This window comes from Pantoea graminicola, from assembly GCF_048452665.1.
Lineage (GTDB): Bacteria > Pseudomonadota > Gammaproteobacteria > Enterobacterales > Enterobacteriaceae > Pantoea.
Genome location: NZ_JBLWSJ010000001.1, coordinates 79,838 through 100,679 on the forward strand (window position 1 = coordinate 79,838; position 20,842 = coordinate 100,679).

The 20,842-nt window shown below is 59.9% G+C and carries 20 protein-coding genes; 11 read left to right on the top strand and 9 right to left on the bottom strand.

Features of this window, described 5'->3' with window-relative positions:
* Positions 1-52 precede the first annotated feature (52 nt).
* A complete protein-coding gene (locus ACNY69_RS00420; protein ID WP_111140890.1) occupies positions 53-508 on the top strand; it encodes a YaiI/YqxD family protein in 456 nt (151 codons plus the stop codon).
* Here the strand turns inward: ACNY69_RS00420 and ACNY69_RS00425 are convergent.
* Positions 505-1,227 carry a DUF2076 domain-containing protein gene (locus ACNY69_RS00425; protein ID WP_111140889.1) on the bottom strand — a complete coding sequence of 241 codons (723 nt, stop codon included), beginning with the start codon at positions 1,225-1,227 and terminating at the stop codon, positions 505-507. The genes ACNY69_RS00420 and ACNY69_RS00425 overlap by 4 nt on opposite strands.
* Positions 1,228-1,542: 315 nt before the next feature.
* Here ACNY69_RS00425 and aroL point away from each other — a divergent pair, with 315 nt between their 5' ends.
* The 3 genes from aroL to ppnP all read left to right on the top strand — a co-directional run bounded on the left by aroL (position 1,543) and on the right by ppnP (position 2,913).
* Positions 1,543-2,067, top strand: coding sequence for a shikimate kinase AroL (gene aroL, locus ACNY69_RS00430; RefSeq protein ID WP_111140888.1), 525 nt, complete (start codon positions 1,543-1,545; stop codon positions 2,065-2,067).
* Positions 2,068-2,177: 110 nt separating this feature from the next.
* Positions 2,178-2,369 carry a YaiA family protein gene (locus tag ACNY69_RS00435; RefSeq protein WP_111140887.1) on the top strand — a complete coding sequence of 64 codons (192 nt, stop codon included), beginning with the start codon at positions 2,178-2,180 and terminating at the stop codon, positions 2,367-2,369.
* Positions 2,370-2,622: 253 nt separating this feature from the next.
* The gene (ppnP, locus tag ACNY69_RS00440; protein WP_418797116.1) at positions 2,623-2,913 is read left to right on the top strand and encodes a pyrimidine/purine nucleoside phosphorylase; all 291 of its coding nucleotides are present in this window, start codon (positions 2,623-2,625) and stop codon (positions 2,911-2,913) included.
* A gap of 219 nt (positions 2,914-3,132) precedes the next feature.
* Here the strand turns inward: ppnP and rdgC are convergent, their stop codons facing one another.
* Positions 3,133-4,044 carry a recombination-associated protein RdgC gene (rdgC, locus tag ACNY69_RS00445; RefSeq protein WP_111140885.1) on the bottom strand — a complete coding sequence of 304 codons (912 nt, stop codon included), beginning with the start codon at positions 4,042-4,044 and terminating at the stop codon, positions 3,133-3,135.
* 146 nt (positions 4,045-4,190) lie between these two features.
* Between rdgC and mak the strand changes: the two genes are divergently transcribed.
* Positions 4,191-5,102, top strand: coding sequence for a fructokinase (mak, locus tag ACNY69_RS00450; RefSeq protein ID WP_293770906.1), 912 nt, complete (start codon positions 4,191-4,193; stop codon positions 5,100-5,102).
* Between the two features lie 79 nt (positions 5,103-5,181).
* On the opposite strand, the gene eat is transcribed toward mak, so the two are convergent.
* On the bottom strand, positions 5,182-6,546 hold the full coding sequence (eat, locus tag ACNY69_RS00455; RefSeq protein WP_293770905.1) for an ethanolamine permease: 1,365 nt from the start codon (positions 6,544-6,546) through the stop codon (positions 5,182-5,184).
* A 247-nt stretch (positions 6,547-6,793) separates the two neighbouring features.
* Between eat and ACNY69_RS00460 the strand changes: the two genes are divergently transcribed.
* Together ACNY69_RS00460 and qhpR are read left to right on the top strand one after the other, a co-directional pair.
* Positions 6,794-7,798 (top strand): phosphotransferase enzyme family protein, encoded by a 1,005-nt coding sequence (locus ACNY69_RS00460; RefSeq protein ID WP_367396122.1) that lies wholly within the window; start codon positions 6,794-6,796, stop codon positions 7,796-7,798.
* Between the two features lie 160 nt (positions 7,799-7,958).
* Complete coding sequence (gene qhpR / locus ACNY69_RS00465) at positions 7,959-9,026, top strand: AraC-like transcriptional regulator QhpR (protein WP_418797355.1); 1,068 nt, start codon at positions 7,959-7,961, stop codon at positions 9,024-9,026.
* Between the two features lie 2 nt (positions 9,027-9,028).
* On the opposite strand, the gene ACNY69_RS00470 is transcribed toward qhpR, so the two are convergent.
* The 6 genes from ACNY69_RS00470 to sbcD form a co-directional block, all read right to left on the bottom strand.
* On the bottom strand, positions 9,029-9,250 hold the full coding sequence (locus ACNY69_RS00470) for a cell envelope integrity TolA C-terminal domain-containing protein (RefSeq protein ID WP_233498984.1): 222 nt from the start codon (positions 9,248-9,250) through the stop codon (positions 9,029-9,031).
* A 461-nt stretch (positions 9,251-9,711) separates the two neighbouring features.
* Positions 9,712-10,398, bottom strand: coding sequence for a T6SS immunity protein Tli4 family protein (locus ACNY69_RS00475; RefSeq protein WP_418797117.1), 687 nt, complete (start codon positions 10,396-10,398; stop codon positions 9,712-9,714).
* Entirely contained in the window at positions 10,364-10,819 is a 456-nt protein-coding gene (locus tag ACNY69_RS00480; RefSeq protein ID WP_418797118.1) for a hypothetical protein, read from the bottom strand. Before ACNY69_RS00480 ends, ACNY69_RS00475 begins: the two co-directional genes overlap by 35 nt.
* A complete protein-coding gene (locus tag ACNY69_RS00485) occupies positions 10,816-11,034 on the bottom strand; it encodes a hypothetical protein (RefSeq protein WP_418797120.1) in 219 nt (72 codons plus the stop codon). Before ACNY69_RS00485 ends, ACNY69_RS00480 begins: the two co-directional genes overlap by 4 nt.
* A 341-nt stretch (positions 11,035-11,375) precedes the next feature.
* Positions 11,376-15,050, bottom strand: a complete 3,675-nt coding sequence (locus ACNY69_RS00490) for an AAA family ATPase (protein ID WP_418797122.1) — start codon at positions 15,048-15,050, stop codon at positions 11,376-11,378.
* Positions 15,047-16,246, bottom strand: coding sequence for an exonuclease subunit SbcD (gene sbcD / locus ACNY69_RS00495; RefSeq protein WP_418797124.1), 1,200 nt, complete (start codon positions 16,244-16,246; stop codon positions 15,047-15,049). Before sbcD ends, ACNY69_RS00490 begins: the two co-directional genes overlap by 4 nt.
* A 197-nt stretch (positions 16,247-16,443) precedes the next feature.
* Here sbcD and phoB point away from each other — a divergent pair, with 197 nt between their 5' ends.
* The 4 genes from phoB to ACNY69_RS00515 all read left to right on the top strand — a co-directional run bounded on the left by phoB (position 16,444) and on the right by ACNY69_RS00515 (position 20,669).
* Positions 16,444-17,133 carry a phosphate response regulator transcription factor PhoB gene (phoB, locus tag ACNY69_RS00500; RefSeq protein ID WP_111140019.1) on the top strand — a complete coding sequence of 230 codons (690 nt, stop codon included), beginning with the start codon at positions 16,444-16,446 and terminating at the stop codon, positions 17,131-17,133.
* 14 nt (positions 17,134-17,147) lie between these two features.
* Positions 17,148-18,461: a phosphate regulon sensor histidine kinase PhoR gene (gene phoR, locus ACNY69_RS00505; protein ID WP_111140018.1), complete on the top strand. Its 1,314-nt coding sequence runs from the start codon at positions 17,148-17,150 to the stop codon at positions 18,459-18,461.
* A 19-nt stretch (positions 18,462-18,480) separates the two neighbouring features.
* Positions 18,481-19,401, top strand: coding sequence for a PstS family phosphate ABC transporter substrate-binding protein (locus tag ACNY69_RS00510; protein WP_111140028.1), 921 nt, complete (start codon positions 18,481-18,483; stop codon positions 19,399-19,401).
* A gap of 161 nt (positions 19,402-19,562) precedes the next feature.
* Positions 19,563-20,669 carry a cobalamin-independent methionine synthase II family protein gene (locus ACNY69_RS00515; protein WP_367396129.1) on the top strand — a complete coding sequence of 369 codons (1,107 nt, stop codon included), beginning with the start codon at positions 19,563-19,565 and terminating at the stop codon, positions 20,667-20,669.
* The last annotated feature ends 173 nt before the right edge of the window (positions 20,670-20,842 follow it).

Genomic DNA, 20,842 nt, shown 5'->3' on the forward strand with positions numbered 1-20,842 from the left:
ATTTAAACGGAACCCGGCAAGATCGAGCCTTCTCTGACTGTAAGGAATTAAGATGTCTATCTGGGTCGATGCGGATGCCTGTCCGAATGTGATTAAAGAGGTGCTTTATCGTGCGGCGGACCGCACCGCGACCACGGTCACTTTTGTGGCGAATCAGTTTCTGCGCGTACCGCCATCGCCTTATCTGCGCACGTTGCAGGTACCTGCCGGGTTTGATGTCGCGGACAACGAGATCGTCAGACGTGTGCAGCCTGGCGATCTGGTGATCACTGCGGATATTCCGCTGGCGGCGGAGGTGATTGAGAAGGGAGCGGCGGCGCTTAACCCGCGCGGCGAACGTTACTCACCGGCGACGATTCGTGAGCGCCTGACCATGCGCGATTTTATGGACACCCTGCGCTCAAGTGGCGTGCAGACCGGCGGCCCCGCGACCATGAGTCCGCGTGACCGCCAGCAGTTTGCCAATGAGCTGGATAGCTGGCTCACTCAGCAGAAGCGTGGCAATTAAACGAAGCTGTCGTCATCGTCGAAATCGCTGCCGCCAAAATCGTTAAGATCGCCATTGTTGGCATAATCCGTGTCCCAGCCGCTATTCTGATCCAGGAAGCTGCTGTCGTTGCCGCCGTTAAAGCTATCAGCCTGATCGTCGCCACCGTTAAAGGTGTTGAGGTTATCGTTGATCTCAGGCAGCGGCGGTTCGTTGATAATGTTAACGATCTCCTCCGGCTGCGAGTGATGGAACATGCTGGTCAGCATATCCGCCATCACCACGCCGCCTGCGACGCCCACGGCCGTCTGCAGTGCGCCGCCCAGGAAGCCGGTGCCGCGCGGTGCCGCGGCCTGCGCGGGTGCATACTGCTGCTGAGCCGGTTGCTGTGGCGCACTGTTCCACGGCGACTGCTGCTGCTGAACAGGCTGCTGCTGGCGCGAACCGCTGCCAAACAGCCCTGACAGAAAGCCGCCGCTGCTCTGCGCGGGCTGCTGCTGTTGCTGCTGTTGCAACTGAGTAACCTGGCTTTCCAGCGCCGATATCTTCTCATTCAGTTTTTTCAGCGCCGCTTCCTGAATCAGGATCGCCTGCGCCATATAGTAGGGGGCGCCAGGCTGGGTCTGAAGATGCTGGTTTATCAGTTGTTCGGCTGCGGCATCCCGAGCCACGGTCTGGCTTTCAGCCTGTTTCAGACGGCTGAACAGCCCTTCGATTAGTTGTTGTTCTTCGCGTTGCATGATGACTCTCCTGTGGCGATGGTTAACAGTATATGTGGGCGCCAGCGGGAAAAGTAAAATCGGGGCGGTAAGCAAATATTGCCAGCCGCGATTATCCCCGGTTTTGCGCAATATTTACCGCCCTGTCTGGCCGCTGATGCACAAAGTGTGCATGGGTTTGGCCTTGAAAAGATAGAGATTATCGCCGTTAAGGAGACGAAAATGCGTAAATCGTGCCTGACGGGTGGAGGCCATAATAATTTCCAGTTATCATGCGTCGCATTAATCAGCACACCATGCAGCCGCATCGCGCGGTCAGGCGGAGGAACGGCCCTGATGTCACTACCCATCTTTTTGATTGGCGCTCGCGGTTGCGGCAAAACCACGGTCGGCGAGGCGTTGTCGCAGGCGCTGGGCTATGCCTTTACGGATACCGATCACCATCTGCAGCTCACTACGCAGCGCAGCGTGGCCGAGATTGTGGCAGAGGAGGGCTGGGAGGGGTTCCGCGCCCGTGAAGCGCAGTCGCTGCGGGCCGTCACCGCACCCTGCACCGTCATCGCCACCGGCGGCGGAATGGTTCTGGCTGAAGAGAACTGCCGTTACATGCAGGAGCAGGGACAGGTCATCTGGCTCAGTGCATCGCCGGAGGTTCTGGCAGAGCGGCTGGAAAGTGAACCCGAAGCGGCTCAGCGTCCGACCCTGACCGGGCGGCCCATCGCAGACGAGATGAGTGATGTGCTGCGCGAGCGCGCGCATCTCTATCAGGCCGCAGCGCACCATCAGGTGGATGCCATGCAGTCACCTGAGCGGGTGGTGGAGGCGATCCTGCTTTCGCTCTCCCTGGCGCGCGCCAGCTGACCTCAGATTTTTCCCGCTTCCGGCCCGCTTCAGACTCCATTGTCTATACTGATCCCATGGCAGGCAGCAGCCTGTCCTGTGGAATGTTATTCAGACAAGAGGGACACCGTATGCCGACCAGACCACCCTATCCGCGTGAAGCGAAAATCGTGCCTGTTGAGAAGGGCCCTGAAGGAAAGAAAGTCACGTATTATGAACTGCGTGCCGATCATCCCAAACCCAATTCGTTAATCAGTGAGCATGAGACGGAAGAAGAAGCGCGTGATGCCAAAGCGCGCTACGAAGACGTCGAAAAAGAGTAAATGCTGATGCTGGCAGGGAAGCCGGCCTGTTTGCCTGCGGCGTTTTGCCCGCAGAGGCGGATCTCACAGCCACCTGACATTGCGTCTGTGTCCTTTCTCCGCTTATTCCCTCCTTTCCCCCTCGTATCAGGGCGATTTCCGGCTCCGTGCCCGGCCCGGCTGAAGAGATCACAAACGGCCATGATTTCGCGTGACAGATCAGCAGGTTCCCTTCTACACTGCCAGACACACACATGTGCTCTGGAGAACGGTTATGCTCAACATCAGTGAGTATTTTGACGGAAAAGTTAAGTCTATCGGTTTTGATAGTGCGAGCACGGGCCGTGCCAGCGTGGGCGTGATGGCAAAAGGGGAATATACCTTCGGAACCGGCCAGCCGGAAGAGATGACCGTGGTCAGCGGTTCGCTTAAGGTGCTGCTGCCAGGCGAAACCGAATGGAAATGGTTTGAAGCGGGTTCAGTGTTTAACGTGCCCGGCCACAGCGAATTTCATCTGCAGGTCGGCGAACCCAGCTCCTATCTCTGCCGTTACCTGAAAGGTTAAATAAAGGGCCGCTCAGCGGCCCTTTTAGTTTGCGGCGAACCGCGCACCGGGTGATTCAGGCAGCAATAAACATGCGTTACGCCCCGGTAACAGGTCCAGACCAGGAACGTCCCGCCCCGGATGACATTTTACGTCCCGCCGATCTGAGCGTGTTTCAGCCCTGACCGGATCTTACCGCCAATGCGGGCAGACCGTGCCTGAATGATGCCGCCGGGTGACTTAACGCTGAGCTTCGCCGCCGAGTGCTTCCACCAGATTGCTGGTCAGGGCGGCCAGTTCGCTGGTCATCAGGATAAAGTCCGCATCGAAGCGCTGGGCAAAATCTTCGCGGTCGATGTCGTCATTCTGGTCGCGCAGCGTATCGCTGAACTTCAGGCGCTTCACTGAACCATCGTCGGCCAGCACGAACTGAATACGCTCCTGCCAGTCGAGGGCCAGTTTGGTTACGACTTTGCCCGCTTCGATATGGTTGGCGATCTCATCGCATACCAGATCCTGTTTTTTGCAGCGGATCACGCCGCCATCTTCCAGCAGGGCTTTCAGCTCCGCTTCGTCCATCAGCGCAAAACCGGCGGGCAGATCGCCCGAACGCACCCATTCGGTCAGGGTCAGCTCAATCGGGTTTTCCAGCGTCAGGGGCACCACCGGCAGGGAACCCAGACTTTTGCGCAGCAGCGCCAGCGTATCTTCCGCTTTTTTCGCGCTGGCACAGTCCACCATAATCAGGTTGTTGACCGTGTCGATCCACATAAAGGTCTGGCTGAAACGGCTGAAGGCGCGCGGCAGCAGGCTGTGCAGCACTTCATCTTTCAGCGAATCTTTTTCGGTCTTCTTCAGCTTACGGCTCTGCTCTGCTTCCAGCTTGTCGATTTTCGCTTCCAGCGCCTGTTTCACCACCGGCGAAGGCAGAATTTTCTCTTCTTTGCGGGCGCAGATTACGATCTGACCCTTATTTTCATGGGTCAGGGCGTCGCTGCGGTTGCCCATCGGCGGGACCCAGCCCGTCTTGCTCATATCCTGACTGCCACAGGGCGAAAACGTGAAAGCGTCGAGCTGTTTTTCCATCTCATCTGCGGACAACGGAATGTCACGATTCAGACGATAAACCATCATATTTTTAAACCACAACATCGGGATTCCTTACCGTAGCGCGATCGGGCGCACAAGTCTGCGAGAGTCAGCGCGCATGATAACGAAACATGGGCGTGGTTTCATTGCCTTTCCGGCAGAGCCCTTTTACTGTATTTCTCACCTGACTCATCAACGAGGAATTCACCTTGCGTATAGGCATCGATCTCGGCGGCACCAAGACAGAAGTCATCGCGTTGTCAGATAAGGGAGAGGCGCTGTTCCGACAGCGGGTGAATACCCCGCGTGATGATTATCAGGCAACCGTGCAGACGATTGTCGATCTGGTTTTCCTGGCCGAGCAGAAAACCGGCGAAACCGGCACGGTCGGCATCGGGATCCCTGGCTCACTTTCGCCCTACACAAAGCGGGTAAAAAATGCCAACTCGACCTGGCTGAACGGTCAGCCGCTGGACAAGGATCTGGCCAGGATGCTGAACCGGGAGGTGCGTATCGCCAACGACGCCAACTGCCTGGCGGTGTCGGAAGCGATCGACGGGGCCGGGGCCGGTCGATCGGTCGTCTTCGCCGTGATCATCGGCACCGGATCGGGCGCGGGCGTGGCGATCAACGGAGAATCACGCATCGGGGGCAACGGCAACGCCGGTGAGTGGGGCCACAATCCGCTGCCGTGGATGGATGAGGATGAACTGCGTTATCGTGAGGAGGTCCCCTGTTACTGCGGTCAGAAGGGCTGCATAGAGACCTTTGTGTCCGGCACCGGCTTTGGCATCGACTACCAGCGGCTGAGCGGGGTTCATCGCAAAGGGGCGGAGATCGTCTCGCTGCTGGCGCAGAAGGATCCGATCGCCGGGCTGGCGATGAGCCGCTATGAGATCCGGCTGGCGAAATCGCTGGCGCATGTGGTGAACCTGATCGATCCCGATATCATCGTGCTGGGCGGCGGCATGAGCAATGTGGATCGTCTCTACCAGACCGTGCCGCTGCTGATGAAGACGTGGGTGTTTGGCGGCGAGTGCGAAACGCCGGTTTGCAAGGCGCAGCATGGCGACTCCAGCGGCGTGCGCGGTGCCGCGTGGCTCTGGCCGCTGCACGGCTGATGCCGGGATCTTCGCTGGCGATTCAGCGCCCGTTGTCAGGCGCTGAATCGTTCATCACTGTTGCGCGACTGAGCCGCCGCTATTCGCCCACCAGCATACTGTCCTGCGGAGCCTGCGCGCGCTGCGTTTTGGTCGCCAGAAAATAGAGCCAGCCTGCCAGCATAATGGCAACAAACAGCGCGCCAATCACCGGGTTGAACCAGAGCATCGCCAGCAGGCAGACCACCGACAGCAGCAGGGCGATGCCAGGCACCACCGGATAGCCAGGCGCCCGGAAACTGCGCGCCATCTCCGGCGCGCTGCGCCGCAGTTTAAACAGGCTCAGCATGCTCATGATATACATCACAATTGCGCCAAACACCGCCAGCGTAATCATCGCCGCCGTCAGCGTCATTCCCTGCAGATTAATCACGCCGTCGCTGTAGATCGCTGCAATACCCACGACGCCGCCGAGAATAATGGCCCGATGCGGCGTATGGAAACGCGACAGTTTTGCCAGAGAGGGTGGCAGATAGCCCGCGCGAGCCAGGGCGAAAAACTGGCGGGAATAGCCGAGGATAATGCCGTGGAAGCTGGCAATCAGGCCAAACAGCCCGATCCAGACCAGCATATGCATCCAGGTCGAATGTTCGCCGACAATCATTTTCATCGCCTGCGGCAGCGGGTCATTGATATCGGAGAGTTTCCGCCAGTCGCCTGCGCCGCCCGCGAGCAGCATCACACCAATCGCCAGCACCACCAGCGTCAGAATCCCGCTGATGTAGGCGCGGGGAATGGTTCGCTTCGGATCTTTCGCCTCTTCAGCCGCCATCGCCGCGCCCTCGATGGCGAGAAAAAACCAGATGGCAAAAGGAATCGCGGCGAAAATGCCGGAGAAGGCGGGCAGACCGAAACTGTCGCTGCCCGCCCAGCCGTGTGCGGTAAAGTTAGCCAGGCTGAAGCCGGGTGAGACGACGCCCATAAATACCAGCAGCTCCAGCACCGCCAGTACGGTCACCACCAGCTCAAACATCGCCGCCAGCTTCACGCCGAGAATATTCAGCGTCATAAACAGCAGATAGGCGCCCACCGCCGCAGTTTTCGGGTTAAGAGCGGGATACTGCACGTTGAGATAGGCTCCGATCGCCATGGCAATTGCCGGGGGCGCAAAAACAAACTCAATCAGCGTCGCCAGACCGGCGATCAGCCCGCCGGTTTCGCCAAAGGCGCGGCGGCTGTAGGCAAAGGGGCCGCCCGCATGGGGGATCGCGGTGGTCAGTTCGGTGAAGCTGAAAATAAAGCAGGTATAGAGCGTGGCGATCAGCGCGGTGGTCACCAGAAATCCCAGCGTGCCCGCCACGGCCCAGCCATAGCTCCAGCCAAAGTATTCGCCTGAGATCACCAGGCCAACCGCAATTCCCCACAGATGCAGCGTGCCCAGCGTGGGCTTGAGTCTGTCTGTCATACCGTTATCCCCGTCGTTGTTGGTCTCACGCGGCGTTACACCGCCATGACGCTAAAGCAGTGATAATGCCGAAGCCCGGCGCGGCGCGACTTGACGCAGGCGCAGTGATTTCTGTCCTCCGCGGTCAACTCAGCGGCAGCAACCGGGCTGGCTGCACGCTGCGGTCAACTTTGTCTCTTCTGAGGTCAAGCAGCGCCGCAGCCGGCGACGCATGCTGAGTTCACGCAAGTGACCAGGAGCCGGAGTGATGAGCGCTAAACAATATGACAATCTGAATGATTCCCAACTGACCCTGATGGCCCGGCAGGCGCTGGCCTGTTATCCCGCCGCGCTGCAGGGCACGCTCAGCCTGCTGTGCCGATCTGAGAACGCCACCTTTCTGCTGCAGGCCGCTGGCCGCCGTTATGCGCTGAGGCTGCACCGTGGCGATTATCATCAGAAGGCAGACATCGCCAGCGAACTGCTGTGGCTCGATGCGCTGCGCGAAACCGGCATCATGGTGCCGGAAGCGGTGCCGGATAAGACGGGCGAAAAGGTCCTGACGCTGCGGCTGCCGGATGGCGGAGAGCGTTACGCCGTGCTGTTTCACTGGATCGAGGGGGAGATGCCCACGACCGAGGTCGATCCCCGCGCTTTTCAGCAGCTCGGCCAGATTACCGCGCGGCTGCATCAGCACAGCAAACAGTGGCAGCCGCCTGCGGGTTTTCGCCGCATTATCTGGGATCACGACACCATGACCAGCGCCCGCAGTCACTGGGGACGCTGGCAGGATGCGCCCAATCTCCCTGCCGCCGATCACGGCGTGGTAGAGCAGGCGATCGCGCAGGTGGGATCGGCACTGGCGCAGTTTGGCAAGGGATCGGATCGCTATGGCCTGATCCATGCCGATCTGCGGCTGACCAACCTGCTGCTGCACAAAGGGGAGACGCGGGTGATCGACTTTGACGACTGCGGGCTGGGCTGGTATCTGCACGATCTGGCGGCGGCGATCAGTTTTGTGGAGCACCATCCGCGCGCGCCAGAGTGGATCGAACACTGGATCCGCGGTTATGAGCAGGTGGCGCATATCAGTGATGCAGAGATAGCCGTGCTGCCCGCGCTGCTGATCCAGCGCCGTATCCAGCTCACCGCCTGGGTGGGATCGCATGCGGAAACGGAAATGGCGCGCAGCCTCGGGCCGGAATGGGCCAGCCACTCGGTGCGCCTCTGCCGCCGTTATCTGGCGGGCAGTGCGCTGCCGGTCGGCGCCTGATGCACCAGCGGCGGGCGTCCCTGCGCCGCCGCAGTGCCGGTTAACAGGTTTCTGCGCCTACCGGGCCGCCCGCAGGCCGCATTCAGGGTTGCGGGGACCTGGTATGGAACTTGCTCAGAGTTCGGTGAGGGTGATCCACCTGAATCTGACAGAGGCGACCATGAATCCGACACTGATAAAACCCGATGCGTTTGCTGCCTGCTCTGCCGCGACAGGGGCAGGCAATCACGGCGTGCTGGCTGCGGCAGCGACCGGATTAAGCGAGTTTATCTATACGCAGGGCGGCGATGCCGATCGCATCTTCGGCATCAGCGGCATCGATCCGGAACGGCTGGCCAGCCCGACGCTGAGCCTGGGGCTGGTGAACTACTGTCGGGTGCTGGAAGAGGCGGCGCGCCACTCCGGATCTGATAACTTCGGTTTGCACTACGGCAGGCAGTTTAAACCGCAGTCATTAGGCCTGATCGGCTACATTGGCCTCTGCTCCGACACCCTGGAGCAGGCGCTGCAAAACGTGGTAGCCGCGTTTCCCTGGCATCAGCACGATACGCTGACCCGTCTGGTGGATAAGGGCGAGTGCTGGCGGCTTGACTATCAGGTGCGGCACGGTGCCATCCTCTCTCGCCGCCAGGATGCCGAGCTGACGCTGGGCATGTTTATGAACCTGATCCGCCACGTCGCGGGCCGCCACTGGGCTCCGCGTGAGGTGCACTTTGAGCATCCGCGTCCCGGCCAGTGGCACGATCACTGCAAAGTGTTCGATGCGCCGGTCTGGTTCGATCAGCCATTTAACTCGCTGGTGATCCCGAAGCGCGATCTGCTGCGTGCGATGCCGGAAAGCGATCCGATCCTGTTGATGGTGATGCAGGATGCGATCCGGCGGCTCAACCGGGGCACGTCGCAGCAGAGCATGATCGAGCTGGCCCGTTCGCAGGTTAACTTATCGCTGATGCAGGGCGAACCGGTGCTGGAGGAGGTGGCCGATAAACTCGGCCTGTCGAGCTGGTCACTGCAGCGGCGGCTGCGTGAAGAGGGCTGCAGCTTCAGCGCGCTGGTGGATCAGGTGCGCTGCGAAATGGCCACACACTATCTGCAGCAGAAACAGCTGCCTATCTCGGAGATGGCCCTGTTGCTGGGCTACTCCGAAGTCAGTGCATTCTCACGCGCCTTTCGCCGCTGGTTTGGCATCAGTCCGCGTCAGTGGCGGCAGGAGGGGCTGGCCAGCTAACGCTAAGGTGCAAAGCCAAACCACGCTGGCTGATCCGGTTCCGGCGGAGGCGGCAGATCGCGGCTCTGTGCCACCAGTTGCCAGGCGCGCAGGCAGAGCGCCTCATTGCCTTCGGTCTGCGTTACCGCATACCGTCCACTCGGCTGCCACTCCATCCGCACCAGACATTGCTGACCCGCGTAACGCGACGCATCGCTGAACTGCTGGTTCAGGACTGGCTGCATTTGATTAGTCCAGTGACAGGCTTTGCTGTCAGGGTCCCGTGCGATATCACAGAGATTTGCCACGCTATTCTTTTGCTTTACAGGCGTTTGCTGACAGGCGCTGAGTGAAATTGCAATAATTACCCCAGGCAATACTCCCTTCATTACATTAATTAAATTCATTTAAATGGCTAATTTCCCTGAAAGATCTGGCGGTCTGCTGCCGACAGTTTACAGCGCGGCCTGATGAATGCTATGGCATTCCTCTGACTGTCGGCAGAACCAGAATTTACCGCCCCTGAGCGGATGACCTCTTCTTTAACTCATGGATTAGAAATGAAGAGAAAATATGCCTTTGCGGCACGCTTTCTGGTAACCGCGTCGCTGACCAGCGATCGTCTGCTGGCGCACAACGCGGACCACGTTACAGACTCGCCAGCGTCCGCTGATCAGACTCTGACGGGCGCTCTGGCGCCCGTTACTCAGAACGCATTATTTCTGATGCGGAAGGAGCGGGTGATGCGGTCCCATATCTCTACCAGTTCTGCTTCACTGTAAGCCGGGGGAGGCAGGGCGTGATTGCTGAGCGTCAGGTCAAGATTGGGATGCCTGAAGTCTGCTGTTTTCTCATTGGCTATGGCAGTAAACAGTAACTGTGCTGTCGGATTATCCGGAGATTGTTCTGAAGGCGCAGTGGCAAGCCATTCGCTGGCCGCAAAGTCAGCAATCTGTGTCTTTTCCTTACGCAGCGTTCTGGCGTTAATTCCTGAAAGATAAGACTGGATTTCACCGCTTCGCTCCATCATGTCGGTACTCTCTTTTAAGGCATTATTGCTCCAGACGACGAAAGAAAAGATTGGATTATGGGGGTAAATAAAAGTGATATCTTCCTGTGGCGTCCCCTTACCGTCGCGGATAAATCCCTGTGAAATGCAGGTGCCGGGCTGAGCCGGTATTTCATCATCTTTACGCCCGCTCAGGCGCGACATTAAATCCTGCAGCTCAGCCAGCTTCCGGGATTTAGTGTTAAGAGAATCTGTATTTACACCAGCCCTGATTAAGCTTTCTTTACTTTCCTGATATTTAGGATCTGACAAATCGTTGATTTCTTGAGTGAGAATAAATGCTACCCCGTCAGCGTACAGGTGCCCCCTCCAGAATGCGGCCAAAGCCAGCCTCACTCTCATTTGTATTGCGATCAAATATCACCGCGTTTTCACTCATCCGGTACACCTGTTTAAGAAAAGGCTGATCCACTTTTCTCACTGTGTGCCCGTTCTGCAGCTCCTGCTCCCGCAGCCGGATACGCTGTGCAAACGCCGGCGGGTAGAGCCGCCTGCTGCTGATGCTGACTTCATTGATCTGAGCGCGGTCCGTGAGGGTATTTTCAAACGAGGCCGGAACCTCAAATACATAGCGCCCCACACACTGGGCTCTGGTGGTGGCAAACAGGGTATCGACCCTACGTTTCTCCTTGTCCGTTAACGCCGGTGGCGTATGCACAAACGTCACGTAGTTGTGAATAGAGAACCCTGCCGCCAGCAGGACTATCGCCAGCGGGAAAAGCAGCTGAAGAGGGAGCTTTCTCATGGTGCGGGCACCTGCTGCGCGATTTTTATTATGGAGCGGACCGTGAATACCAGGGCGTCCGACAGGTCGCTGTATACTGACCGGGAGCGATCCACGGGAGCCGTTGCACGGGCATCTTCTTCTTTGGGGTAACAGATGAGTTCGAAGTGAAACCGCCCGTGGTCATTCCAGGCCGGGCGATGATAAGAGCGGTTTTCTTTTTTCCTGTCTTCCATGCGTCGGCTTCCTGCTCCCTGCGTCGGAAACCGGATTATCTGCATAAACATCCGGCCCTGAATTGATCGGGAAGGGGAATGCGTTAATTAAAACGCGCTGAAGGCACAGAGTGATGAGGCGTGGGGCAGGTTCTGTCTGTTTAGCAGGATTAGTCCGCAGGCCTGCCTTAACATCGAATCATCTCTGTCGTCTGTCGTCTGTCGTCTGTCGTCTGACACAGTGCGGATTTCGAGTCCTGCCCGGGTTAGCTATTTTATCGCCTGAGAGGACCCGAAATTCCCTGTGATGTTTATGCCATGCGATCGATGAGCAGGGCAGGCATTTTAGTGATACGTGCCCGTTATCCCTGCGGCAGTTCCAGCTGGCTGTAACCTAATCCATTCATTTTTCGTACTTTAATCTGCACCGGAATGCGCTCTTTCATTGCCTCTACGTGGCTGATCACCCCAATCGTTTTACCGCTGGCGTTGAGCGCATCCAGCGCATCCAGCGCGGTGTCGAGCGTCCGGGCATCCAGCGTGCCAAACCCCTCATCCAGGAACAGCGATTCGATGCGTGTTTTATGGCTGACCAGATCGGACAGCGCCAGCGCCAGCGCCAGGCTGACCAGGAAGCTCTCACCACCCGACAGCGTGCGGGTATCACGCGCAGCGTCGGCCTGCCAGGTATCAACCACATCCAGCTCAAGCTGATCCTGGGCACGGCGCTGCAGCAGATAGCGGCCATGCAGCCGGTCAAGCTGGCGGTTCGCCAGCGCCACCAGGTGATCCAGCGTTAATCCCTGAGCGAAACGCCGGAACTTATCGCCGCTGGCGGAGCCGATCAGATCGTTGAGCAGGCTCCACTGCGCCAGCGCCACGCTATCCTGTTCGATCTGCGTCATCAGGCTCTGCTGCCGGGCGCGCAGGCTGGCATCGCTGTTGAGCTGCTGCTGAATCTGCCCCTGCTGACTGGCGTTGTCACGCAGTGCCAGCCGTAACTGTTCCAGCTGCTCTGCCAGCGCAGTGGCCGATTCCGGCATCGCGGCGGGCCTGGCCTGCTGATGGGCCGCCAGTCGCTGCGCCAGATCCGCCAGACGAGCCTGCTGCTGCTGACATTGCTGATCAAGCTGCTGTAGCTGCTGGCGCAGTTGCACGGCTGTCTGCTCATCCAGCAGCGCCGCGCGCAGGTGCTCTTCATCCGCAAAGCCGGCGTGCTCCAGGGCCTGGCGCAGGGCCGTTTCCGCCTCCGCCCGTTTGTGGCAGAGACTCTGACGCTGAGCTTCCAGCGCCGAGCACTCACCCTGCAGGCGACTGACCTCCGCCTGCACCTGCTGCAGGGCGGTCAGCTGCTGCGTCAGTTGTTCATCGCACTGCTGAACACGCGCCTGCATCTGCTGACGGGCGTGTGCAACATCGCGATCGCCAAACAGCGCCTGGCGCTGCTGCCGCATTTCGCTGAGCTGCGTCTGGCTCTGCTGCTGCTGTTGCAGACGGGCGGCGAGCTGCTGCTGTTCCTGCTCCGCCTGCTGCTGCAGGGCAGTGAGCTGAGTTTCCCCTTTAAGCAGCTGAGGCTGAAGGTTAGTGAGCAGTTGCTCACTTTTCTGCCACTGCTGCCAGCGCGTCTGCTGTGTCGCCAGCCAGGTTTCACGATCGGCGGCGGCAGGGAGAGTCAGATCGTGAGCGCTGAACTGCTGTGCCAGACGGCTCTGTAGCATCTGCCACGCCTGCTGCTCCTGCTGTTGACGCAGTTGCAGCGCCTCCAGCGACTGCTGCAGGCTGGTGAGCGACTGCTGAGCGAGCTGTTCAGCCTGCTGATGCTGCTGCCAGGCCTGCGACTGCTGAAGGTAGTGATCTTTCGCGGCCTGACGCGCCTGTTCTGCGGCTTCCTGCGCCTGGCGCTGCTGCTCAAGCTGACTTTCACGTTCGCTTTGCTGCTGCTGCCATGCGGCTAACGCCTCGCTATCGGCAATCGGGAAGGTGAGTGCCAGCTTACTGCTCAGCGCCTGCCATTGCTTTTCAAGCTGATCGAGCTGCTGCTGCGTCTGCGCGATCTCCTCACGCAGGCTCTGTTGCTGCAGCGCGGATTGTTTCAGCTGCTCTCCTCTGGCTGTGCCCGCTTCACGCAGAGCCTCTGTCTGCTGCTGCAGCGCAGCCCTACGCTGCTGGTTAGCACTTACTTCCAGCGAACTGTAGGCCTCCACAGCGGGATGCGTACAGGAGCCGCAGAGCGGGCAGGGCTGATCGGCGGTGAGACGCGCGCGGTAATCGCTGAGATCGACGATCTGCTGCTCCAGCGCACAGATTTTTTCGACATCGTCCAGCTGCTGCTTTTCGCGTTTCCACGTCTCGCGCAGGGTCTGCAGTTCCGCCTCGCTCTGCTGATGCGCTTTTTCCAGCGCGCTCAGTCGCTGCTGGCGCTGACCGAGCTGCAGGTGCAGCGGCTGCCACTGCGTGGCGAGCAGCAGCAGTTGCTGCCGGGCCGGACGGCTCTGCTGCAACTGGCTCTGCGCCTCACGCAGCGCCGCTGGCGGATGCTGCTCCTGGAGCGAAGTCAGCACTTGCTCCGCCTGCGACAGCGCCGCGCGTGCCTGTTGTTCCGCCTGCTGACGCGGCAGCGCCTGTTGTGCCTGCTGCTGTAGCTGCGCCTGCTGCGCGGCGATCTGCTGTTGCTGCTGTTCAGCCTGCTGTGCCAGGCCAGCCAGCGTTGCCTCACGCTGAGCCAGCAGCGCAAAGTTCTCCTGCCAGACGGGCAGAGCGGCACCCCACTGTGCCACATCGGCCAGCTGCTGACGTAACTGATGCTGTTCTGCCATCGCCTGCTGCCAGGCGGCGACCTGACGCGTCTGCGCTGTCAGGGTGAGCTGCGTCTGGTCCAGATGCTGCTGCTGCCGGCTGTTCTCCTGCTGCTGTTCCTGGAGCGACTGCTGCAGCGTTGCGATTTGCTGATCCAGCGGCAGCACCTGGTCAGTCAGCAAACTCTCCTGCTGCTGCTGTTCCTGCAGCACCTGCTGGCGGGCGGTCTGGGTGACGCCGTAGTGCTGCTGATGCAGCTGTTGCTGCTGCTGTGCCTGCTCTGCGTCCGCCGTGCGTTGCTGACAGCGGCTCGCCATCTGCTGCTGATCGGTGCGCAGCGTGTCGCGCTGCTGCAGGATGCTGCGCAGTTTTTCTGCCGGTTCGCTGCGGGCCAGCCGCTGACGGTCATCCTCTGCCGCCAGTGAGGCTGCCTGTGCCTGCTGAACTGCGGCCTCCGCCTGTTCATGTTCCAGCTGAAGCTGCTGCGTCTGCTGCTGCCACTGCTGCTGCTGCTGAGCCTGCTGATAGTGTGTGCTGAGCCGCTGTTCCGCCTCGGTGAGATCGGCGAGCTGCTGTTGCAGCGCCGCACGCGCCGCGTCATCCAGCAGGGCCATCGCGCCCGCCTGACTGCGCAGCAGATCCAGCTGGGTCTTCGCCTCTTTGTGGCGCTCATAGATCGCGGTGGAGATCAGGCCGTAGATCTCCGTGCCGGTCAGCTCCTCCAGCAGTTCGGCGCGTTCGCTGGCCTTCGCGTTGAGAAAGGCGGCGAACTGCCCCTGAGAGAGCATCATTGAGCGGGTAAAACGCTCGAAATCGAGCCCGGAGAGGGTTTCGATCAGCTTTAGCTTGTCGCCGACCTTATCGGCGACAATGACGTTGTCGGCGCAGCGCGCCAGCTCCACGCGCGGCGCCTGCAGCTTGCCGTCGGCGGTACCGCGTGCGCGGTTCTGGCTCCAGAAGGCGCGCCAGGCTTCCCCTTTGATCTCAAACTCTACTTCGGCGAGACATTCCGCGCAGTCGCGGGTCATCAGCGCATTCTGGCTCTGGGATATCGCTCCCAGGCGCGGCGTCTGGTGATAGAGCGCCAGGCAGATGGCGTCGAGCAGGGTGGTTTTACCGGCCCCGGTGGCACCGGTAATGGCGAACAGGCCGTTGCTGGCAAAAGGTTCGGCACGGAAGTCGATGAACCATTCACCGCGCAGGGCATTGAGGTTTTTAAACCGGAGCGTGAGGATCTTCATTGCGTCTCTTCCATGGCGGCCAGCGTCTGGCGGAACAGGGTGGTCATCTCGTCAATCTGCGTCTCATCCAGCGCCTCATCCAGCGCCAGGCGGCGGGCGAAAACCTCCTCCACCTTCAGCTCATTCAGGGTTTCATTGTCGAGCCGCGCCAGGCTCTGCTGCCGCTGTTCACGGCTGCGGCGAAGCAGCAGGACCTCTACCGGCAGCGCGGCGGTCAGGCTCTCGACCTGCCGCTGCAGGTCACTGAGGTACTCCTGGGTGGTGACTTCGATGTCGAGCCAGGTGGGCTTCGCCTGCTGAACTGCGCTGAAGGCGTTGAGCTGCTCGGCGATCTGCGCCAGCGATCCTTTCAGCATCCGCATCGGCTGCGTCTGCGGCACCACCAGTGGCGTGACGGATTGCAGACCACTGGCCGCCAGCTCGAGCAGAAAAACGCTTTTTTCGCTGCTCAGCTCGTCAAAACTCAGTGGAATCGGCGAGCCGCTGTAGCGGATATGCTCGCTGCCCGCAACGCGCTGAGCGCGATGGATATGGCCCAGCGCGATATAATCAGCCGCCGGGAAGGCGCTGGCGGGGAAGGCGTCCAGCGTGCCGATATAGATGTCGCGCACCGAATCGCTCTGGCTGACGCCGACGGTGGTGAGATGGCCGGTCGCGATGATCGGCAGCGCATGGCCCAGCGCCTGCGCGGCGGCGTAACGCTGCTGATAGTGATCGGCGATCGCCTGCAGCAGCGAGGTCTGCTTGTCACGTCCCGACTGGCCCGCCCGGCTGCGCAGGATATCGCGCGGACGCAGATAGGGAATGGCGCAGAGCAGTGCGCCCGGCTCGCCCTGGCGGGTCCTGAGCAGCAGCACGTCGTCATTCTCCTGCGGCGTGGCGATCACCCGGGTATTGAGACAGGCGAGCAGTTCACGCGACTCATTCAGCGTGGCAACGGAGTCGTGGTTGCCCGCCATCACGACCAGCTGGCAGCCCGTCGGCTGCAGTGCGACTACAAAGCGGTTAAACATCTCGCGGGCATAGCTGGGCGGCGTCCCGGTGTCGAAGAGATCGCCCGCGATAATCAGCGCATCCACCTGATGCTGTTCTATCTGGATCAGCAGCCAGTCGAGAAACGCCTGATGTTCCGCCGCCCGGCTTTTGTTGTAGAAGAACTGCCCCAGATGCCAGTCCGCAGTGTGAATAATGCGCATGATGAGTCCCTGCCGTTGTGATTCGCCCGGCGATTATACGGGCTCTGCGGCCAAAGCAAAAAAATGTCGTGGCCCTGTCATAAATGATTACCCACGAGGTTACAGGCAGGTTATGTTTTTCATAAAAGTGTCACAAATCTGACGCATAATGGCGCCGCGAATCTCAGTGACAGCCGTCATAATCTGCAGGAGTAATAATGGCTAAGCGCATTCTGGTTGTGGAGGATGAAGCCCCCATCCGCGAAATGTTGTGTTTTGTTCTGGAGCAGAACGACTATCAGCCGATTGAGGCGGAAGATTATGACAGCGCCGTGGGCAAGCTGATTGAACCCTGGCCCGACCTGATTTTACTGGACTGGATGTTACCCGGCGGCAGCGGCATTCAGTTTATCAAACACCTGAAACGCGAAGCGATGACGCGCGATATTCCGGTGATGATGCTCACCGCGCGCGGTGAAGAGGAAGATCGGGTGCGCGGGCTGGAAGTCGGCGCCGATGATTACATCACCAAGCCCTTTTCGCCGAAAGAGCTGATGGCGCGGATCAAGGCGGTGATGCGGCGTATTTCGCCGATGGCCGTGGAAGAGGTGATTGAGATGCAGGGGCTGAGTCTGGATCCCTCCTCACATCGCGTGATGTCCGAAACCACGCCGCTGGAAATGGGCCCTACCGAATATAAACTGCTGCACTTCTTTATGACCCACCCGGAACGGGTTTACAGCCGCGAACAGCTGCTCAACCACGTCTGGGGCACCAATGTCTATGTGGAAGATCGTACGGTTGATGTCCACATTCGCCGTTTGCGTAAAGCGCTGGAACTCTCCGGCCACGATCGCATGGTACAAACCGTTCGTGGAACAGGGTATCGTTTCTCTGCCCGCTACTAAACGGAGCTTTTACCGTGCTGGAACGCCTCTCCTGGAAGAGATTACTTGCAGAACTGCTGCTGGCCTGCCTGCCGGGGCTGCTGCTGGGCCTGCTGACCGGCGGCCTGGCCTGGTGGCTGCTGCTGAGCGTACTGGCGGTGCTGTTGTGGCACTTTCACAATCTGATGCGGCTGTCGCACTGGCTGTGGCTTGACCGCACCATGACGCCGCCCGCCGGGCGTGCCAGCTGGGAACCGCTGTTTTATGGCCTCTATCAGATGCAGCTGCGAAACCGGCGGCGGCGGCGCGAACTGGGTAATCTGATCAAGCGTTTCCGCAGCGGGGCGGAGTCGCTGCCGGATGCGGTGATCCTGACGACGGAAGAGGGAACGATTTTCTGGTGCAACGGGCTGGCGCAGCAGCATCTTGGCCTGCGGTGGCCGGAAGATAATGGCCAGAATATCCTCAATCTCCTGCGTTATCCTGAGTTTTCCCGCTATCTCCGTCAGCGCGATTTTGACAAGCCGCTGACGCTGGTGCTCAACAACAAACTGCACATGGAGTTTCGCGTGATGCCCTACAGCGAAGGGCAGTGGCTGCTGGTGGCGCGTGATGTCACGCAGATGCACCAGCTGGAGGGCGCGCGCCGCAACTTCTTTGCCAACGTCAGCCATGAGCTGCGCACACCACTCACGGTGCTGCAGGGTTATCTGGAGATGATGAACGACGCGGTGATGAGTGAACCTTCGCGCAGTAAAGCGCTGCACACCATGTCAGAGCAGACGCGGCGGATGGACAGTCTGGTTAAGCAACTGCTGACGCTGTCGCGCATTGAGGCCGCGCCGGCCATCGATCTGAAAGAGAAGGTGGACGTACCGGTGATGCTGAAACTGCTGCAGCATGAGGCGGCGACGCTGAGCGGTGGCCGCCACGAGATCCATTTCCACACCGATCCCCATCTTAAGGTGTTCGGCAACGACGAGCAGTTGCGCAGCGCCATCTCCAATCTGGTTTACAACGCCGTCAATCACACGCCTGCGGGCACGCGGATCGATATCAGCTGGCTGCGCAGCAAACAGGGCGCGACCCTGCGGGTGTGCGATAACGGGCCGGGTATTGCGGCAGAGCATATTCCGCGGCTGACCGAGCGTTTCTATCGCGTCGATAAAGCGCGCTCCCGGGCCACCGGCGGCAGCGGGCTGGGGCTGGCGATTGTGAAACATGCGCTGAGCCACCACAACGCGCGGCTCGACATTACCAGCGTGCCATACAGCGAGACCTGTTTTACCTTTACGCTGCCGGCAAGGTTGATTGTCAGCGGCATGATGCAGGAGAATGCCGTTCATTAATCGCTGCCGGATCTCCCTGATGCGCCTCCTTCTTTTACTGATTGTGACTCTGCTGCCGGGCCTGGCGTTTGCCCAGCCCGGTGCGCTTTCCGGCAACCTCAGCAGCGTGGGCTCTGATACGCTCGGCTATCTGATGACGCTGTGGAGCGAAGATTTCAGCCGTCAGGTGCCGGGCGTTAACGTACAGGTGCAGGCCTCGGGTTCTTCTACTGCCCCGACCGCGCTGGCTGCGGGAGCGGCGCAGCTCGGTCCGATGAGCCGCCCGATGCAGGCCGATGAACGTCAGGCCTTTGAAACGCGTTACGGCTATCCTCCGCTGGCCGTACCGGTGGCGATGGATGCGCTGGTGGTGGTGGTCAATCAGCGCAACCCGCTGCAGCAGATCGCACCCCGCCAGCTCGACGCCATCTTTTCGGTGACCCGCCTGTGTGGCGCCCGCGATGTGCCGCTGCGCTGGGGCGATCTCGGCTTAACCGGGGCGCAGTGGCGCAGCCGTCCGATTCAGCGCTATGGCCGTAACTCCGCCTCCGGCACCTGGGGATTCTTCAAGCAGCAGGCGCTGTGCCGGGGCGATTTTCGCAGCGACGTCGCGGAGTTTCCCGGCTCGGCGGCGGTGGTGCAGGCCGTCGCCGGAAATTCACGCAGCATCGGCTACGCCAGTTTCGGCTTTCACCTCAGCGGGGTAAAAATGCTGGCAGTGACCAACGATCAGGGGCAGGCCATCGTCCCGGATGCGGACGCCATCCGCAGTGGCCGCTACCCCTGGGCGCGTCCGCTCTACCTTTACGTCAATAAAGCGCCCGGTAAACCGCTGCCGCCACTGGTGGCCGCCTTCCTGCAGCAGGTACTCTCGGCGCAGGGACAGCGGCGCGTCAGCGAGGCTGGCTATCTGCCGCTGTCGGAAAGCCAGATCGCCCAGGCGCGGGCCTCCCTGCAATAGCCCAACATGAATTAATTTCATCATCGCTGAATTTTCTTCAGTTGCAGCCGCGCCGCGTGCGTGACACTCTGTGTTCAGACATTTAGCCATCCAGATGGCTATTTATATCAGAATGCAACTATTTCCTGCCGTCATTACCGGCAGGCGAGAAAGGAGTGATCATGCAAAGAGAAACCGCCCCGTTCCGTGCCGACACCGTCGGCAGTTTCCTGCGACCTGCCGCCATCAAACAGGCGCGCGAACAGTTTGCCGCCGGTGAGATCGCTGCCGCTGCGTTGCGTAAGGTCGAAGATGAGGCGATTCGTGATGTGGTCGCGAAACAGCGTGAAAATGGCCTGAAGGTGGTCACGGATGGGGAGTTTCGTCGCGGCTGGTGGCACTTCGATTTCTTCTATGGCCTCCAGGGCGTTGAGCGTTATGAGGCGGAGCAGGGCATTCAGTTTAATGGCGTGCAGACCAAAGCGCAGGGCGTGAAAGTGGTCGGCAAACTGGGCTTCCCGGCCGATCACCCGATGCTCGACCATTTCCGCTTCCTGCAGAGCATTGCCGGCGATGCGGTGCCGAAGATGACCATTCCCAGCCCCAGCGTGCTGCACTTCCGTGGCGGCCGCAAAGTCATTGACGCGGAGGTTTACCCGGATCTGGCCGATTACTTCAGCGATCTGGCGCAGACCTACAAGGCGGCTATCCGGGCGTTTTATGACGCGGGCTGCCGCTATCTGCAGCTGGATGACACCGTCTGGGCCTATCTCTGTTCTGAGGATCAGAAGCGCGACATCCGGGCGCGCGGCGACGATCCGGAGCAGCTGGCGCAGATTTATGCTCAGGTACTGAATAGCGCACTGGACGATAAACCTGCCGATCTGACCGTGGGCCTGCATGTCTGTCGCGGCAATTTCCGCTCCACCTGGATTTCAGAGGGCGGTTACGGGCCGGTAGCGGAGATCCTGTTCGGCAGCGTAAATGTGGATGCGTTTTTCCTGGAGTATGACAACGCCCGCTCTGGTGGCTTCGAGCCACTGCGGTTTGTTAAGCCCGGCCATCAGCAGGTGGTGCTGGGGCTGATCACCACCAAACTGGGTGATCTGGAAGATCCGGCGCAGGTGAAAATCCGGCTGGAGGAGGCGGCGCAGTATGTCAGTCTGGATCAGATCTGCCTCAGCCCGCAGTGTGGTTTTGCCTCGACGGAAGAGGGTAACAGCCTGAGCGAAGCCGAGCAGTGGCAGAAGATCCGTTTAGTGGTCGATATCGCCAGAGAGGTCTGGTAGTGCTGTAACGTTGTGCAGACAGGCGCGTAAAACGCGCCTTTTGTGTATCTGAACGGTCGTTTATGCGGGGATTTCTCACGGCCTGACGACTTTTCAGGCACATCATCTTGTGTGCCTGCTGAAAAAATCAACGCTATCCTCTGCCTTTTGGAAAAAAGGCGGGATAACCTTCT

Excerpts from the sequence above, each read along its gene's own strand:
- ACNY69_RS00420 (WP_111140890.1), top strand. The coding sequence starts at position 53 with ATGTCTATCTGGGTCGATGCGGATGCCTGTCCGAATGTGATTAAAGAG.
- ACNY69_RS00425 (WP_111140889.1), bottom strand. The coding sequence starts at position 1,227 with ATGCAACGCGAAGAACAACAACTAATCGAAGGGCTGTTCAGCCGTCTG.
- aroL (WP_111140888.1), top strand. The coding sequence starts at position 1,543 with ATGTCACTACCCATCTTTTTGATTGGCGCTCGCGGTTGCGGCAAAACC.
- ACNY69_RS00435 (WP_111140887.1), top strand. The coding sequence starts at position 2,178 with ATGCCGACCAGACCACCCTATCCGCGTGAAGCGAAAATCGTGCCTGTT.
- ppnP (WP_418797116.1), top strand. The coding sequence starts at position 2,623 with ATGCTCAACATCAGTGAGTATTTTGACGGAAAAGTTAAGTCTATCGGT.
- rdgC (WP_111140885.1), bottom strand. The coding sequence starts at position 4,044 with ATGTTGTGGTTTAAAAATATGATGGTTTATCGTCTGAATCGTGACATT.
- eat (WP_293770905.1), bottom strand. The coding sequence starts at position 6,546 with ATGACAGACAGACTCAAGCCCACGCTGGGCACGCTGCATCTGTGGGGA.
- ACNY69_RS00460 (WP_367396122.1), top strand. The coding sequence starts at position 6,794 with ATGAGCGCTAAACAATATGACAATCTGAATGATTCCCAACTGACCCTG.
- qhpR (WP_418797355.1), top strand. The coding sequence starts at position 7,959 with ATGAATCCGACACTGATAAAACCCGATGCGTTTGCTGCCTGCTCTGCC.
- ACNY69_RS00470 (WP_233498984.1), bottom strand. The coding sequence starts at position 9,250 with ATGCAGCCAGTCCTGAACCAGCAGTTCAGCGATGCGTCGCGTTACGCG.
- ACNY69_RS00480 (WP_418797118.1), bottom strand. The coding sequence starts at position 10,819 with ATGAGAAAGCTCCCTCTTCAGCTGCTTTTCCCGCTGGCGATAGTCCTG.
- ACNY69_RS00485 (WP_418797120.1), bottom strand. The coding sequence starts at position 11,034 with ATGGAAGACAGGAAAAAAGAAAACCGCTCTTATCATCGCCCGGCCTGG.
- ACNY69_RS00490 (WP_418797122.1), bottom strand. The coding sequence starts at position 15,050 with ATGAAGATCCTCACGCTCCGGTTTAAAAACCTCAATGCCCTGCGCGGT.
- sbcD (WP_418797124.1), bottom strand. The coding sequence starts at position 16,246 with ATGCGCATTATTCACACTGCGGACTGGCATCTGGGGCAGTTCTTCTAC.
- phoB (WP_111140019.1), top strand. The coding sequence starts at position 16,444 with ATGGCTAAGCGCATTCTGGTTGTGGAGGATGAAGCCCCCATCCGCGAA.
- ACNY69_RS00510 (WP_111140028.1), top strand. The coding sequence starts at position 18,481 with ATGCGCCTCCTTCTTTTACTGATTGTGACTCTGCTGCCGGGCCTGGCG.
- ACNY69_RS00515 (WP_367396129.1), top strand. The coding sequence starts at position 19,563 with ATGCAAAGAGAAACCGCCCCGTTCCGTGCCGACACCGTCGGCAGTTTC.